This window comes from Actinomadura nitritigenes, from assembly GCF_017573545.1.
GTDB lineage: Bacteria > Actinomycetota > Actinomycetes > Streptosporangiales > Streptosporangiaceae > Spirillospora > Spirillospora nitritigenes.
This window is the reverse complement of record NZ_JAGEOK010000009.1, coordinates 127,186-140,230: the sequence shown is the minus strand read 5'-3', so window position 1 is coordinate 140,230 and position 13,045 is coordinate 127,186. Positions and strand designations below refer to the sequence as shown.

Annotated in this window: 11 protein-coding genes; 5 read left to right on the top strand and 6 right to left on the bottom strand. The window is 74.1% G+C overall.

Annotated features, from left to right (window positions below; genetic code table 11):
- Positions 1 to 19: 19 nt before the first annotated feature.
- Entirely contained in the window at positions 20 to 1,189 is a 1,170-nt protein-coding gene (locus tag J4557_RS15635; protein WP_208267256.1) for an MFS transporter, read from the bottom strand.
- A 91-nt stretch (positions 1,190 to 1,280) separates the two neighbouring features.
- Here J4557_RS15635 and J4557_RS51660 point away from each other — a divergent pair, with 91 nt between their 5' ends.
- The 4 genes from J4557_RS51660 to J4557_RS15615 all read left to right on the top strand — a co-directional run bounded on the left by J4557_RS51660 (position 1,281) and on the right by J4557_RS15615 (position 4,336).
- Positions 1,281 to 2,222 carry an MmpS family transport accessory protein gene (locus J4557_RS51660; protein WP_208267255.1) on the top strand — a complete coding sequence of 314 codons (942 nt, stop codon included), beginning with the start codon at positions 1,281 to 1,283 and terminating at the stop codon, positions 2,220 to 2,222.
- Positions 2,223 to 2,260: 38 nt separating this feature from the next.
- Positions 2,261 to 2,878: an alpha-ketoglutarate-dependent dioxygenase AlkB gene (locus J4557_RS15625; RefSeq protein ID WP_208267254.1), complete on the top strand. Its 618-nt coding sequence runs from the start codon at positions 2,261 to 2,263 to the stop codon at positions 2,876 to 2,878.
- Positions 2,879 to 2,945: 67 nt separating this feature from the next.
- Positions 2,946 to 3,617, top strand: coding sequence for an SDR family NAD(P)-dependent oxidoreductase (locus J4557_RS15620; protein ID WP_208267253.1), 672 nt, complete (start codon positions 2,946 to 2,948; stop codon positions 3,615 to 3,617).
- Between the two features lie 26 nt (positions 3,618 to 3,643).
- Positions 3,644 to 4,336 carry a maleylpyruvate isomerase family mycothiol-dependent enzyme gene (locus J4557_RS15615; protein ID WP_208267252.1) on the top strand — a complete coding sequence of 231 codons (693 nt, stop codon included), beginning with the start codon at positions 3,644 to 3,646 and terminating at the stop codon, positions 4,334 to 4,336.
- Here J4557_RS15615 and J4557_RS15610 read toward each other — a convergent pair.
- The 3 genes from J4557_RS15610 to J4557_RS15600 all read right to left on the bottom strand — a co-directional run bounded on the left by J4557_RS15610 (position 4,330) and on the right by J4557_RS15600 (position 7,597).
- Positions 4,330 to 5,847, bottom strand: a complete 1,518-nt coding sequence (locus J4557_RS15610; protein WP_208267251.1) for an alpha/beta hydrolase — start codon at positions 5,845 to 5,847, stop codon at positions 4,330 to 4,332. The genes J4557_RS15615 and J4557_RS15610 overlap by 7 nt on opposite strands.
- A 401-nt stretch (positions 5,848 to 6,248) precedes the next feature.
- Entirely contained in the window at positions 6,249 to 6,461 is a 213-nt protein-coding gene (locus J4557_RS15605) for a DUF397 domain-containing protein (RefSeq protein ID WP_208267250.1), read from the bottom strand.
- A 263-nt stretch (positions 6,462 to 6,724) separates the two neighbouring features.
- Positions 6,725 to 7,597 (bottom strand): helix-turn-helix domain-containing protein, encoded by an 873-nt coding sequence (locus J4557_RS15600; protein WP_208267249.1) that lies wholly within the window; start codon positions 7,595 to 7,597, stop codon positions 6,725 to 6,727.
- Between the two features lie 888 nt (positions 7,598 to 8,485).
- On the opposite strand from J4557_RS15600, the gene J4557_RS15595 reads away from it, so the two are divergent.
- A complete protein-coding gene (locus tag J4557_RS15595) occupies positions 8,486 to 9,841 on the top strand; it encodes a cyclic nucleotide-binding domain-containing protein (protein ID WP_208267248.1) in 1,356 nt (451 codons plus the stop codon).
- Between the two features lie 76 nt (positions 9,842 to 9,917).
- Here J4557_RS15595 and J4557_RS15590 read toward each other — a convergent pair whose 3' ends face one another.
- Together J4557_RS15590 and J4557_RS15585 are read right to left on the bottom strand one after the other, a co-directional pair.
- Positions 9,918 to 11,225, bottom strand: a complete 1,308-nt coding sequence (locus J4557_RS15590) for a sensor histidine kinase (protein WP_208267247.1) — start codon at positions 11,223 to 11,225, stop codon at positions 9,918 to 9,920.
- A 165-nt stretch (positions 11,226 to 11,390) separates the two neighbouring features.
- Entirely contained in the window at positions 11,391 to 12,977 is a 1,587-nt protein-coding gene (locus tag J4557_RS15585) for an MFS transporter (RefSeq protein WP_208267246.1), read from the bottom strand.
- Positions 12,978 to 13,045 lie beyond the last annotated feature (68 nt).

The following is a 13,045-nucleotide window of genomic DNA, read 5'->3' as shown; positions in this document are numbered from 1 at the left end:
CGCTCCGGAGCGGACGGCCTCAGGACGGGCCGGCGACGGCCTCGGACACCGGTCGTTCGCCGGGCGCCGGCACGACCGGGTCGCCGCTGCCGGCCTTCCGGCCGGGCGTCCCCCGCAGGATCGGCGGGACGAGGAGGAACGCGGCGGCCGCGACCGGCATCGCGCCGCCGGCCAGGGCCGCGAGGCCGGGGACGGCGGGTTGCGCGACGCCCCAGGACGAGCCGAAGAACGCGAACCAGCGGGGCCGTTCGGGCTCCGGCGCGATCGAGGCGATCAATGCCTGCCACCGGCCTTGGAGCACGCTGTCGGCGACCGCCCAGGCGAGGTACACGGCGACGGTGAGCGGGACGGCCCGTCCGACGGCCAGCACCAGGGCGGCGGCGGCCAGGAGCCCGGTGCCGAGAGCGAGGACGCGCTCGTGGGGCAGGCGGGCCAGGGCGCGGCGGCCGAGGCGGCCGGTCAGCGGGGCGAGGACGGCGGCGCCGGTCAGCGCGAGGCCCGGCAGCCACGCGGGCGCACCGCGCTGGAGCAGCACCAGGGGCATGTACATGACGACGGCGAGGTAGCCGACGGCGAAGGCGGTCCCCGCGACGGTCAGCCGGACGAGCCGCGCGGGCGGCCGCCACGCCGCGTCCCGGACCGGCGGCCGGACGGGTTCGCGCGGCAGGAACGCCAGCGCGACGGCGGCCGCCGCGAAGCAGGTCGCCGCGTCCACGACCGCGAGCCAGCGGGCGCCGAGCGGCAGCAGGACGGCCGCGAGCAGGCCGCCGGCGGCCCCCGCCGCGACGAGGGACGTGCCGAGGAGCCCGTAGACGTCGCCGTGCCGGCCGGGCGGGGCGGCGCGCGCGAGCGCCTCCTGGGTGGCGGGCTCGCACAGCTCGAAGGCGAGGCCGACGAGCGCGACCGCGCCGAGGGTCCGCGCCGGTCCGTGCGCGGCGGCGAGGACGAGCAGCGCGGCGCCGGTCGACGCGAGGCCGAGCACGACGACCGCGCGGGGCGCGAGCCGGTCGAGGAGCACCCCGCCGGCCCACCGGGACGCGAGCGCCGCGACGCCGAACACGGCCAGCGCCGCCGAGGCGAGGCCGGGCCCGGCGAGCACGGCCAGGAACGACATGACGTACGCGCCGAGCTGGTTGATCACGCGCACGCCGATCAGCGCCCTGACCGGGCGCGGCAGTCCCTCCGTCACCCGTGCAGGCTACGCAGCGGGTCTGACACTCCCCTCGGTTCCGCGACCGGCTGTAAGCCGGGTGTAATCGGCGCTCCCTAGGGTCTGCGGCGTGAAACGTGGGTGTGCAATCAGGACGGTCGCCGCGGGCGGGGCGCTCGCGCTCGCGCTGTCGGGGTGCGGCGGCGGGGACGGCAAGGACAAGGCGCCGGCTCCGGGGAAGGCTCCGGCGAAGCCGGCGGCGGAGGCGACCGCGCCGGCCGGGGGGTGGCCGCAGCCGGAGAACGGGCGGCTGACCGCGAAGATGTGCGGGCTGCTGACGGACGGCGACTACGCCAGGTACGGCCACCAGCGCATGCCGCAGGAGGACGCGGGGCCCGCGCAGGACGACTCCAACTCCGTCTACTGCACGTACATGCTGGGCGACCAGCTGACGCTCGGCCTCCAGAAGAGCGCCCAGGGCGCGAAGATCGCCTTCAAGCAGGGGCTGGACCGCCACAAGGACCGGCTGAAGGGCAAGCAGTCGGTGCTGGCCTCCAACGTGGTGCAGGGTGCGGACGAGAGCTGGTTCGACTACTCCACGCTGGGCGGTAGCCCGTCCGAGTACGAGGTGGAGGCCCGGCGCGGCGGTCTGATCGTCGGGATCGTCCTCTCCGAGGTCCCGCAGCATCCGGACAAGGACCCGAAGGGGATGCTGGCCGCGCTGGCGGCGCTGGTGCTGCAGCGGATCCCGGACGTGGGGAAGACCGACACAGGCATCGTGCACCAGGTCAAGTACGTGGTGTGGGGGTCCGGCGGGGCCGCGCTCCAGATCGTCTACAGCGACCCGGTGAACAGCAAGTCGGTGACGCTGAAGAACGTGAAGCTGCCGTGGCACAAGGAGTTCCCGATGCCGGACACCGGGAGCCAGCCCACGGCGGCGCTGTCGATCAGCGGCGCGATGGGGTCGCCGACGGGGGTGCTCGGCTGCGAGGTCCTGGTCGACGGGAAGCCGGTGCAGAAGAAGGACCCGAGCGCGGGGATGACCTTCTGCGACGCGATGTACCACAGCTGATCGAACATGTGTTTGACCCGCTGGGTACAGTGGGACGCATGTTCCAAGGTTCGCTGCTGGACCGCGCCGACGAGACCGGCCCCCGCCCGCTGAGCGAGGCACGGCGGACGCGGCTGGCCCACGGCGCCTGGATCGACGTGCTGCCCGCCTGGATCCCGGGCGCGGACGCGCTGTTCGAGCGGCTGCACGCGTCGGTCCCGTGGCGGGCGGAGAGCAGGCGGATGTACGACCGGGTCGTGGACGTCCCGCGCCTGCTGTCGTTCTACGACGAGGACGCCGCGCTGCCCGACCCGGTCCTCGACGCGGCGAAGGCCGCGCTGAACGCGCACTACGCGGCGGAGCTGGGCGAGCCGTTCCGTACCGCCGGGCTCTGCCTCTACCGGGACGGCCGCGACAGCGTCGCCTGGCACGGCGACCGGATCGGGCGCGGCGCGAGCGCGGACACGATGGTCGCGATCCTGTCGGTCGGCGCGCCGCGCCCGCTGATGCTGCGGCCGCGCGGCGGCGGCCCCGCGATCAGGCGGGAGCTGGGGCACGGCGACCTGATCGTGATGGGCGGAAGCTGCCAGCGGACCTGGGACCACGCGATCCCGAAGAGCACCCGCGCGGTCGGCCCCCGGATCAGCGTCCAGTTCCGCCCCCGCGGCGTCCGCTGAGACCCGGCCCGGGTGGACGCGCCCGCCCCCGGCACGTGATCATTCAGGTATCCGTTCGGGGGAGGCGATGGACGTGACGGTCTCGCTGGTCACCGGTGGGAACCGGGGCATCGGCCTGGAGGTGTGCCGGCAGCTCGCCGCACGCGGGCACGAGGTGCTGCTCGGGGCGCGCTCCCCCGACGCCGCCGCGCGCGCCGCGAAGGAGGCGGGCGCGACGCCGGTCCGGCTGGACGTGACGTCCGCCGCGGACGTCGAGCGCGTCGCGGCCGAGGTCGGGCGGCTGGACGTGCTGGTGAACAACGCCGCGATCACCTACGACACCTGGCAGCGGCCGTCGACCGCGGACCTGGACGTCGTCCGGGACGCGGCGGAGACCAACCTGTACGGGCCGTGGCGGCTGACGCAGGCGCTGCTGCCGGCGCTGCGGCGCAGCGCGCACGGGCGGATCGTCAACGTGTCCAGCGAGGCCGCGTCGCTCGCCGCGATGGGGTCCGGCACTCCCGCCTACACCGCCTCCAAGGTCGCTCTCAACGCTCTGACCAGGATGTTCGCGGCCGAACTGCGGGCCGACGGGATCCTCGTGAACGCGGTCTGCCCCGGCTGGGTGGCGACCGACATGGGCGGTCCCGGCGGGCGTCCCGTCGCCGACGGCGCGGCGAGCGTGGTCTGGGCCGCGACGCTGCCCGACGGCGGCCCGACCGGCGGCTTCTTCCGGGACGGCCGCCCGCTCCCCTGGTGAACCCCCGCCCGCCGAGAGGACCCTGCATGACCCGCGTCGAACCGCCCGAAGCGATCACCGCGGCGACCCGCGCGCTGCTCGCGTCCGCCGCCCGGCTCGGCGAGGCGGACATGCGCGCGCCGTCGCTGCTGCCCGGCTGGACGCGCGGCCACGTGCTCACCCACGTCGCGCGCAACGCCGACGGCGGCACCCGCCTGCTGACCTGGGCGCGGACCGGCGTCGAGGCGCGCGAGTACCCGAGCGCCGAGGCGCGCGCCGCCGAGATCGAGGACGGCGCCGGGCGGCCCGCCGCCGTCCTCGTCGCGGACGTCCGCGACAGCGCCGAGCGGTGGGCCGAGGCGTACGAGGCGATGCCGGACGGCGCGTGGGAGCGGGTCGTCGAGTGGACGTCGGGCGCGCGGCACCCCGTCGCGCGGGCCACCGACGCGCGGCTCACCGAGGTGCTCACCCACCACGTCGACCTCGACGCCGGATTCGGTCCGGCCGACTGGCCCGCGGACTACGTCGCCCGGATGCTCCCGAACATCGTCGCGTCGTACGCCCGCCGCGACGAGGCGCCGCGCCTGCGCGTCCGCGCCACCGACACCGGCGCCGCCCACGGCGACGGCGAGACCGTGGTGTCCGGGCCCGCGCCGTCCCTGCTCGCGTGGCTCATGGGCCGGTCGGACGGCCGCGACCTCACCGGCGCCGAGGGCGTCGTGCTGCCGTTCCTCTACTGAGGCACCGCCGGGCACACCGTGCCGCGGGCGGGCGCCTTCAGCGAGATCAGGTAGCCGTCGATCGCGTCGCGCGTGCACGGGCCGCTGTTGTAGACGCCGTGGCCGGAACCCGCGTAGGTGAGCAGTGTCGCCTTGGGGCCGATCTGGCGCGCGACGCTCCGCGCCCACGTGTACGGGGTGGCGGGGTCGTGGACCGCGTTCAGCATCATGATCGGCGCCGCCGTCCGCACCGTGAGCCGGTGCTGCGGGTTCGCGACGGGCTTCGGCCAGCCGAGGCACGCCGTGAGGGCCATGACGGGGCGGGTGCCGTGCATGTCGGGCGCGATCCGCTGGCTGCGCCGGGAGAGCCGCGCGAACTCGCGGTAGTCGCGGACCGGAAGGTTCCAGTCGGAGCAGAACTGCGCGGTGAAGTTGTCGGTCCCGGTGCCCTCGGCTGCCTTCGCCGGAGCGGGCTGGACGGGCTTGCTCGCCTCCAGCGCGGACAGCAGCGAGGCCAGCTTCGCCCAGTCGGGGCCGTAGAACTGCTTGTACGTCACGACGAGCAGCTCGAACTCGGTCAGCGCGCGGCCCGGGGTCTGCGGGTCGGCGAGCACCCCACGCGCGGCGCGGTCCCGCAGGTCGCGCAGGACGGCCCGGACGTCGCGGCCGTGCAGGGCGCAGCTCGCCGTCCGGTCGCACCATGCGGCGAACTGGTCGAACGAGTCCTGCGCGGCACCCATCTCGGCCCCGAGGAACGACTGGGCGGACCGGACGTCGTGGTCGATGACGCTCTCCAGCACCAGCGCGCGCACACGGCCCGGATACGTCTCGGCGTATTCCGCGCCCAGAAGCGTCCCGTAGGAGCTGCCATGGAAGCTGAGCTTGCTCTCGCCCAGCGCGGCACGGATGGCGTCCACGTCACGGACGGTGCTCATCGTGTCGGCGTGGTCGTACAGCGGGCCGGTGCGCTCGCGGCAGTCGTCCCTGAGCCGCTTGTTGTAGGCGAGGGTCGCGTCGAACTCCTTGCTGCTCGTGATGTTCGGGTCGGGACGTTCGGCGAGGAGCGCGGCCGAGCACGTCACAGGGTTGCTGGCGCCGATGCCGCGCGGGTCGAAGCTGACGATGTCGAAGCGCTGCCGGAGCCGCTCGCTGAACCGGCTCATGCCGGTCGTGATCCGCTGGACGCCGGAGTCGCCCGGCCCGCCGGGGCCGAAGACCAGCGTGCCGATGCGGGCGGACGGGTCGAGGGCCTTGCGGCGCGCGATGGCGAGGCCGAACGTCGGGCCGCCGGGATGCGCCCAGTCGACGGGGAGCCGCAGGGTCGCGCACTGCGCCTCGCCGTCGTCGCCGCACGCCTTCCAGTCGATGGCGGTACGGGCGCCCGCCGGCGTCGTCGCGGCGACCGCGGGTGCCGTGTTCGCCGCTGGCGCCGCGTCCGCCGACCGAGGCGGCAGCGGGACGGCCGCGCCGGCGAGCACGAGGCCCGCCGCCGCTGCCGCGCCCATGGCGAGCCGCCTGTGCTTGCGCTGCATGGATGTCCTTCCGGGAGGGACGTCGAGGGGTCCGCCGGACCGGCGGAGGAATCGTCCGGGGCGGCCGGGGAGCGCCCGGCGGCCGGGGACCGCAAGATCACGTTAGGCCGCGCTCCCGGCGCGCGGCAGGGTGACCAGGGACGGTTCAGGGTGCGGTCAGGGACGCCTCAGGGTCGCCCGCCGGACGGCTCCGGCACGCTCCCGGACGGCTCGGGCACGGTCCCGGGACGGCTCCGGGACGGCTCCGGGACGGCTCGGGCACGGCCCCGGGACGGTCCCGGCCGTTCCGGCGGCCGGTCCCCGGAGCCGTTTCGCGGCGTTGTCGGAATCCGCCCGTAAACGGTGTCCGCGATTGTGGCGGGCGACAATTGTTGCGGAGCGGTCGGAATGAGTCCCGTGACTCAGCGGCCGTCCAGATCGCCGTTCCGGACGGAACGCAGGAGCGTCCGCCACTGCGCGGCGTCGAGCGCGAGCGTGCCGGCGGCGAGGTCGCGGGAGTCGCGGATCAGCACCGCCGGGCCCGCCGCCGCGACCTCCACGCACTCGTTCTTGTCGCCGCTTCTGCTGCCCTTGCGCCAGTTCAGCGCGGCCCCCGGAGCCGACCGATTGACCATCCAGCAACCCTCCATTCGGTGCCGGCGGTGCCGCCTCGCGACCGATCGGGCCGGGGGCACCCGCCGGTGAGAAGCCAAGCAGGGCACAGCGAACCACGACCTTGTGGAAATTTTCCCGATCACGAGTGTAAACGGTTCCAGTTATCCCGCCTACAAGGGAACACAAGATCACGCTGCGTGCTATGCAGGCCACTCGGCCAGGAGTGGGGCCGGAAGGGCGTCACCTCCCGTCGCGGTCGATTCGCTCCCCGGGAAAGGGGCGGTCAGGCCATCAGGTCTTCGGCGGTCCGGCGAAGCAGCGCGATGGACTCCTCGGCGGAGAGCGCGTCGTCCAGCAGCAGCTCGAAGGTGTCGCGGTACTCGGTGATCCGGTCGTCCTCGCCGGTGATCATCGCGCTGCTGCCGGACCGGCCCTCGAGGAACAGCACGTCGTCGAGGTCGCCGTCGAACTCCAGCAGGGTGAACGGCCCCTCGAGGCCGAGGTGCGCCCCCGCGCTGAACGGGATGATCCGGACGGTCAGCAGGTCGTCGGACTCGGCCTGGTCGGCGATGGCGCGCAGCTGGGCGGGCATGATCCCGGGGTCGGCCTTGATGCCGACATGGCGCCGGATGACCGCCTCGTCGATGATGTAGAGCTGGCGCGGCGGGTGCTCGCGCTTGGCCAGCTCCTCCTTGCGCTGCATGCGCAGCTTCACGCCCATCGCCCGCGCCTGCGGGGACACCTTGGCGGTCGCGAGGACCTCGGCGTACTCGCGGGTCTGCAGGAGCCCGGGGATCACCGAGCCGTGGAAGTGCCGGATGTAGGCGGCGCCGGCGGCGTACCCCACGTAGTTGAGGAAGTTCGGGTCGAACTCGCCGCGGTAGGCGTTCCACCAGGCCGGCTCGCGGGCGCCGCGCGCCAGCGCCTGCAGCCGCTCCTGGCGCCCCTCCGAGGTCACCTCGTAGACGTTGAGGAGGGCCTGGAGGTCGGTCCGGGTGATGGCGTTCTTGCCGCCCTCGACACGGATGAGCTTGGACGGGGACCATTCGAGCTGCCGGACCACCTGCTCCTGCGTCAGCCCCTTCTCCTTGCGGAGGCGGACGAGCTCGGTGCGCAGCAGCGCGCTCTGGACGATGGGCCCCTGATCACTGGTCATATGACGGCTCACTCTGCGTAGTTGTCGCCACCTCACCGCATGCTACCTGGCAGAGAGCAAGATGTCAGGACGCATGCCAACACTTCGACACCTGACTCACCGGTCGAGCGGCGCTGTCAAGGCCCGAGGTCCGTGGTGACCCGGAATCTTCGGACGATCAGCAGGTTTCGGCGTGCTGTATGTCGGTAGACTATGTTGTAATGTGCTAGGTAGCAGAATAGCAGCAACCTTCCCGCAAGAGGGCGGCTCGCTACCTCATAACAGACACGATCCTGACACAGGGTGAACACGCGGCGGGGGCCACCGCGGCCGCCCGGTGGACGGGAGCGAGAACGTGACCGCACGACCCGGCGGCTCGAGCAGCGCCGCCGGACGGGGAGCACGGGGAGGCGATCCACGGAACGGCGCTTTTTCGGTAATTCCATAAGAACAGAAAGAGTCGCCTCCGCCTTCGGACGATCACCGGTTGCGAGCCAAGACGATCGGCCGAAAGGCGGGAGGCGACTCCTCGGCACCGCCGGGCACCTCGCACCTGGTCTGCGGGCCCTCCTGCGCAGATGCGGGAACACCGTACTGACCTGGTGAAACGTGCTCTGCGGACGCCCCCAGTCTAACCGCGATCACGCGGCATGGGCCATAGGTGAACGCGACTTCGGCATCGGCCCGTCCCCCACCGCCGCCCCCGGCACGGAGGACGCAATGGCACCGCGTGCCCGGAGACGCGATTCGAGGCATGGGGTTCATCGACATGTCAGAAATGCAGAACCGTCCCCCGACCTTTGTCTTCCTCCCCATTCACCGGCACTCTTCCCGCCCCGTCCCGTCCCTTCCGTCCTGGAGCCCGCGCCCGGCCGCCGCCGGCCGGGCCGTCCCGAGGCGGGGGTGGTGATGGACGAGCGCACGCACGTGCACGACCCCGACGCCGCCTTCTCCACGGCCGGGTCCGCCTTCTCCACGGCCGGCTCCGCCCTCCGCGCCGCGGCCGGCGGAGCCCCGGCCCCCCGGCAGGGGTTCTGGGCCTCGCTCGCGCCGCTGGAGCAGGCCGCGTTCCTCGCGGCCGCGCACGACGCCGAGTACCCGATCGGCGAGGTGCTGTGGCGCGAGGGCGACGCCGCCGACCACCTCCTCGTGATCCGCTCCGGCGCGGTGCGGATCTGCGTCGAGAGGGACGGCTGCGAGCGGATCGTCGCGTTCCGCGGCCCCGGCGACATCATCGGCGAGCGCGCCGCGCTGCTGCTGCGGCGCCGGTCGGCGACCGTCGTCGCGGTCGACACCGTCCGCGCCCTGCGGATGACCACGCAGGAGTTCGCCGCCTACCTGACCGCGCACACGCGGGTGGTGGCCCTGGTGGAGAAGGAGGTGTACGACCGGCTCACCGAGCGCGTGTTCCCGGCGCAGGAGCAGGCCCGCGCCACCGCGACGGCACTCGACCCGTACACCGGGACGAGCGCCTACGCCGCGATCACCCCGTACGACGACGGCGTCCTGTCTCCGTACGCCGCGCACAGGGGGCACGGCGGGTATGGCGCGTACGGGGAGTATGCCGCGCGCGCGCCGGAGCCCTCGCTGCGCGTGGTCCCTTCCTACGCGCAGCCCACGCAGCCCATGCCCGTCCCTGGAGGCGCGCAGGCCACCGCCCTGAAGGAGCCTCCAGCGCGCCGGCTGTGGACGGGCCACATGTGCTCCATCATGTTCGTCGACGTAGCGTCCTTCAGCGCGCCGTACCGCACCGACATGGACCGGCTCGAGGTGCGCCGGATCATGTACGAGCTGCTGTGGGAGGCGGTTGCCGACTCGGACGTCCCCTGGGACGAGTGCCACCGCGAGGACCGCGGCGACGGCGCCCTGATCATCGTCCCGCCCGAGACCCCGGCCGCCGCCGTCGAGCCGGTCGTCGCCCGGCTCGCCGCGTCGCTGCGCCGCCACAACCGGACCGCGCAGCAGGGCGTCCGCATCCAGCTGCGGGTGGCGCTGCACGTCGGCCCGGTGACCGCCGACCCGCAGGGCGTGTCCGGCTCGTCGGTGATCCATGCGGCCCGGCTGCTGGACGCCCGCCCGCTGCGGCAGCGCCTCGCCGAGACCCGCGCCGACCTCGCCTTCGTCGCGTCCGCGTTCGTGTACGAGACGGTGCTCGCGCACGTGCCCGGCCACGACGCCGCGCAGTACGCGCCGTTCACGTGCCGGGTGAAGGAGTCGCGGCTGAAGGGCTGGATCCGGGTCCCGCAGGGCGGCTCCCGCGACTGACCGGGAACCGCGCGACCGATCAGGAACCGCGCGGCCGATCAGGTCTCGCAGGGCTGATCGGGGCTCGCGGGGCTGATCAGGACTCGCGCGGGATGCGCAGGACGAACCGGGCGCCGCGGTCGCTGTCCTCGACCTTCAGCGTGCCGCCGTGCGCCTTGGCGATCTCGCGGGCGATCGGGAGGCCGAGGCCGGTGCCGTTGGCGTCGCGGGCCTTCCCAGCCTTGAGCCGCGCGAACCGCTGGAAGACGACCTCGCGCTCCTCCTCGGCGATGCCGGCGCCGTCGTCCAGCACCTCCAGGACGGCGACGCCGTCCTGGTCGCGGACGGTGATGTCGACCTGCGACTCGGCGTGCCGCTCGGCGTTGTCCAGCAGGTTCGTGAACAGCCGGACCAGCCGCAGCCGGTCGCCGCGCAGCTGCACGCCCTCCTGGAGGTGCGGGACGATCCGCTTGCTGCGGTCCGAGCGGGCCAGCTCGATGGTGACCATGGCGGCGAGGTCGATCGTCTCCGTCTCCTGCCAGGCGCCCGCGTCCAGCCGGGCGAGCTGCAGCAGGTCGGTGACGATGGCCTGCAGCCGGTCCAGGGTCTGCAGGACGGTCCGGGCGGTGCGCGGCCAGTCCGTGTCGTCGGCGTACAGCAGCGCCTCCTCCAGCTGTGTGCGCGCGGCGGCGATCGGGCTGCGCAGGTCGTGCGAGGCGTCGGAGGTGAACCCGCGCTGCCTGGCGAGCGCGGCGTCCAACCGGTCGAGGGTCGCGTTGACGGCCTCGGCGAGCCGCCGGATCTCGTCCTGGTTCTCCGGCACGGTGACCCGGCGGCCCGACTTGCTCGCGGTGATCTCGGTCAGCTCGCGGCGGATCTCGTCGACGGGCGCGAGGGTGCGGTCGACGGTCCGCCACGTCCGCAGCGCGACCAGCAGGACCAGCAGCAGGCCCACGCTGATCACGAAGGTGATCAGCCCGCCGCTGACGAACCAGGGCACGTTCGGCGCGGCGGCGTAGACCTGCCACTCCCCGGACGGCAGCCGGACGGAGAAGTCGATCACCCAGTGGCAGCCGCGCAGGCCGGCCGGCGGGCAGAGCATCTGGGCGTCCTTGAAGCCGGTCTCGGCGCCCGGCCGGAACGTGGCCATCGGCGGCCCGGACACCGCGCCCGGTGTCCCGGCGATCACGGTGTCCCGGGCGTCCAGCACCTGGACGGTGATGCCGTGCGGCGCGCCGACCTCGCCGCGCACCGGCCGCCGGCGGAACTCCTCGGCGACCCTCATCGCCGCGGAGAGGGCCTGGTTGCGCTTGTACTCGGTGGCGCGGCCGCGCACCCCGACGATGATCAGAGTGATGAGCACAGCGCAGATCAGGGCGGCGACCGTCGCGGCAATCACGGTCATCCGCACCCGTATGGACCATGTGCGCCGTCCGTACACCCGACCTCCCGCAGGTGAGGTAATCACCCGCTGGACCGGATTCAGTCCTCGCGCCGGGCGCCCGGCGTCCAAGAGAGGCCAAAGAAATGGTTGCCCATGACCAGCCGCTGACCTGCGAGGATGCTGTTTTCACCTGGCTCGGCGAGCCCGTCCGCGGCCGCGCCGACCACCGGCGGAACGATCAGCGGCGGACTGATCGCCGGCGGGCCGACCGCCGGCGGAACGATCAGCGGCGGGCCGGTCGCGGGCGCACAGCGGCGCCGCCACGGCCGCCACCGCCAGCAGCGCCACCGCCGACGTCCACAGCGCGTGGTGCAGCCCCCGGACGAACGCCGCCGCCTCCTCCGCGTCCAGCCGGCCCGGCGCGCCGCCGCCGGGCAGTCCCGCGTAGACCAGGGCGCCGAACACCGCGACGCCGAACACCTGCCCCACCTGCCGCAGCGCGTTCGTCACCGCGGACGCCATCCCGGCCCGCGACGCGTCCACCGCCGACATCGCGATCGTGGTGATCGGCGTCCCGCACAGCCCGATCCCCGCGCCGAGCAGCGCGAAGTCCCACCAGACGGCGCCCGTCCCGGTGCCCGGCGCGAGGCGCAGCAGGCCGAGCGTCGCCGCGCCGCCGACCAGCAGGCCGGCGACCAGCGGCGCCCGCTCCCCCACCCGGTGGACGAGCCGCCCCGACAGCGTCGCGGCCACCGCGTAGGCGACGCCGATCGCCGACACCTCCAGCCCCGCGCCGACCGGCGAGCGGCCCTGGACCTGCTGGAAGAACGCGCTGAAGTAGACGATCGCGCCGACGAACGCGAAGAACACCACGAGCGCCACCAGGTTCGCGGCGGCGAACCGGGGCCGCAGGAACAGCGCCACGTCGACCAGAGGCCGCCGGGCGCGCCGCTCCCACCAGGCGAATCCGGCGAGCGCGGCCGCCCCGCCGGCGAAGGCGAGCAGGACGGGCGCCGACGTCCAGCCCTCGTCCTGCCCCTGGATCGCCGCGAACGCGGGCAGCGCCACGCCGGCCGTGGTCAGCGCCGCGCCCGGCCAGTCGAACGGCCCGCGCGCCACGTCCGGCCGGGGGACGCGCGGGACGAACCGTCCGGCGGCGGCGACCAGCACGGCGGTCAGCGGCACGTTCAGCAGGAACACCCACCGCCAGCCCAGCCCTGCGACGATCACCCCGCCGAGCGGCGGCCCGACCGCCAGCGCGAGCCCCGACGCGGTGGACCACAGCCCGATCGCCATCGCGCGGCGCCGGCCGTCCTCGAACACCGTCCTGATCAGCGTCAGGCTGCCCGGCACCAGCAGCGCGGGTCCGAGGCCCTGCAGGACGCGTCCGGCGAGGAGCGGCCCGGTCGCCGGCGCCAGGCCGGTGACCAGGGAGCCCGCGCCGAACACCGCCGTCCCGGCCATGAACAGGCCCTTGCGGCCGAGGCGGTCGCCGAGCGTGCCGCCCGCGACGAGGAGGCTCGCGTAGACCAGCACGTAGGCGTCCACGACCCACTGCAGCGCCGCGGGCCCGGCGTGCAGGTCGCGGCCGATCGTCGGCAGCGCGACGCTGACGACCGTGGTGGACACGACGGCGAGGAACAGCCCGACGGCCGCGACGGCGAGGGTCCCCCACGCGTCCGCCGAGCCGACCGGCACCCCCGGCGCGGGCACCTCCGGAGCGGACACTGCCGGGGCGGGCACCTCCATCGAAGCGGGAGATTCTGGGCTCATGCCCCCAGCGTGCGTCCCGAGTCGGCCAGAAGTCCAAGAGCTGGATGGTCTCGCTGTTAGCATCCCCG

What these genes read in the sequence shown, in the direction of transcription:
- J4557_RS15600 (WP_208267249.1), bottom strand. Translation starts at nt 7,597, where the DNA reads ATGACCAGTGATCAGGGGCCCATCGTCCAGAGCGCGCTGCTGCGCACC.
- J4557_RS15620 (WP_208267253.1), top strand. Translation starts at nt 2,946, where the DNA reads ATGGACGTGACGGTCTCGCTGGTCACCGGTGGGAACCGGGGCATCGGC.
- J4557_RS15615 (WP_208267252.1), top strand. Translation starts at nt 3,644, where the DNA reads ATGACCCGCGTCGAACCGCCCGAAGCGATCACCGCGGCGACCCGCGCG.
- J4557_RS15625 (WP_208267254.1), top strand. Translation starts at nt 2,261, where the DNA reads ATGTTCCAAGGTTCGCTGCTGGACCGCGCCGACGAGACCGGCCCCCGC.
- J4557_RS15585 (WP_208267246.1), bottom strand. Translation starts at nt 12,977, where the DNA reads ATGAGCCCAGAATCTCCCGCTTCGATGGAGGTGCCCGCCCCGGCAGTG.
- J4557_RS15590 (WP_208267247.1), bottom strand. Translation starts at nt 11,225, where the DNA reads ATGACCGTGATTGCCGCGACGGTCGCCGCCCTGATCTGCGCTGTGCTC.
- J4557_RS15595 (WP_208267248.1), top strand. Translation starts at nt 8,486, where the DNA reads ATGGACGAGCGCACGCACGTGCACGACCCCGACGCCGCCTTCTCCACG.
- J4557_RS15610 (WP_208267251.1), bottom strand. Translation starts at nt 5,847, where the DNA reads ATGCAGCGCAAGCACAGGCGGCTCGCCATGGGCGCGGCAGCGGCGGCG.
- J4557_RS15605 (WP_208267250.1), bottom strand. Translation starts at nt 6,461, where the DNA reads ATGGTCAATCGGTCGGCTCCGGGGGCCGCGCTGAACTGGCGCAAGGGC.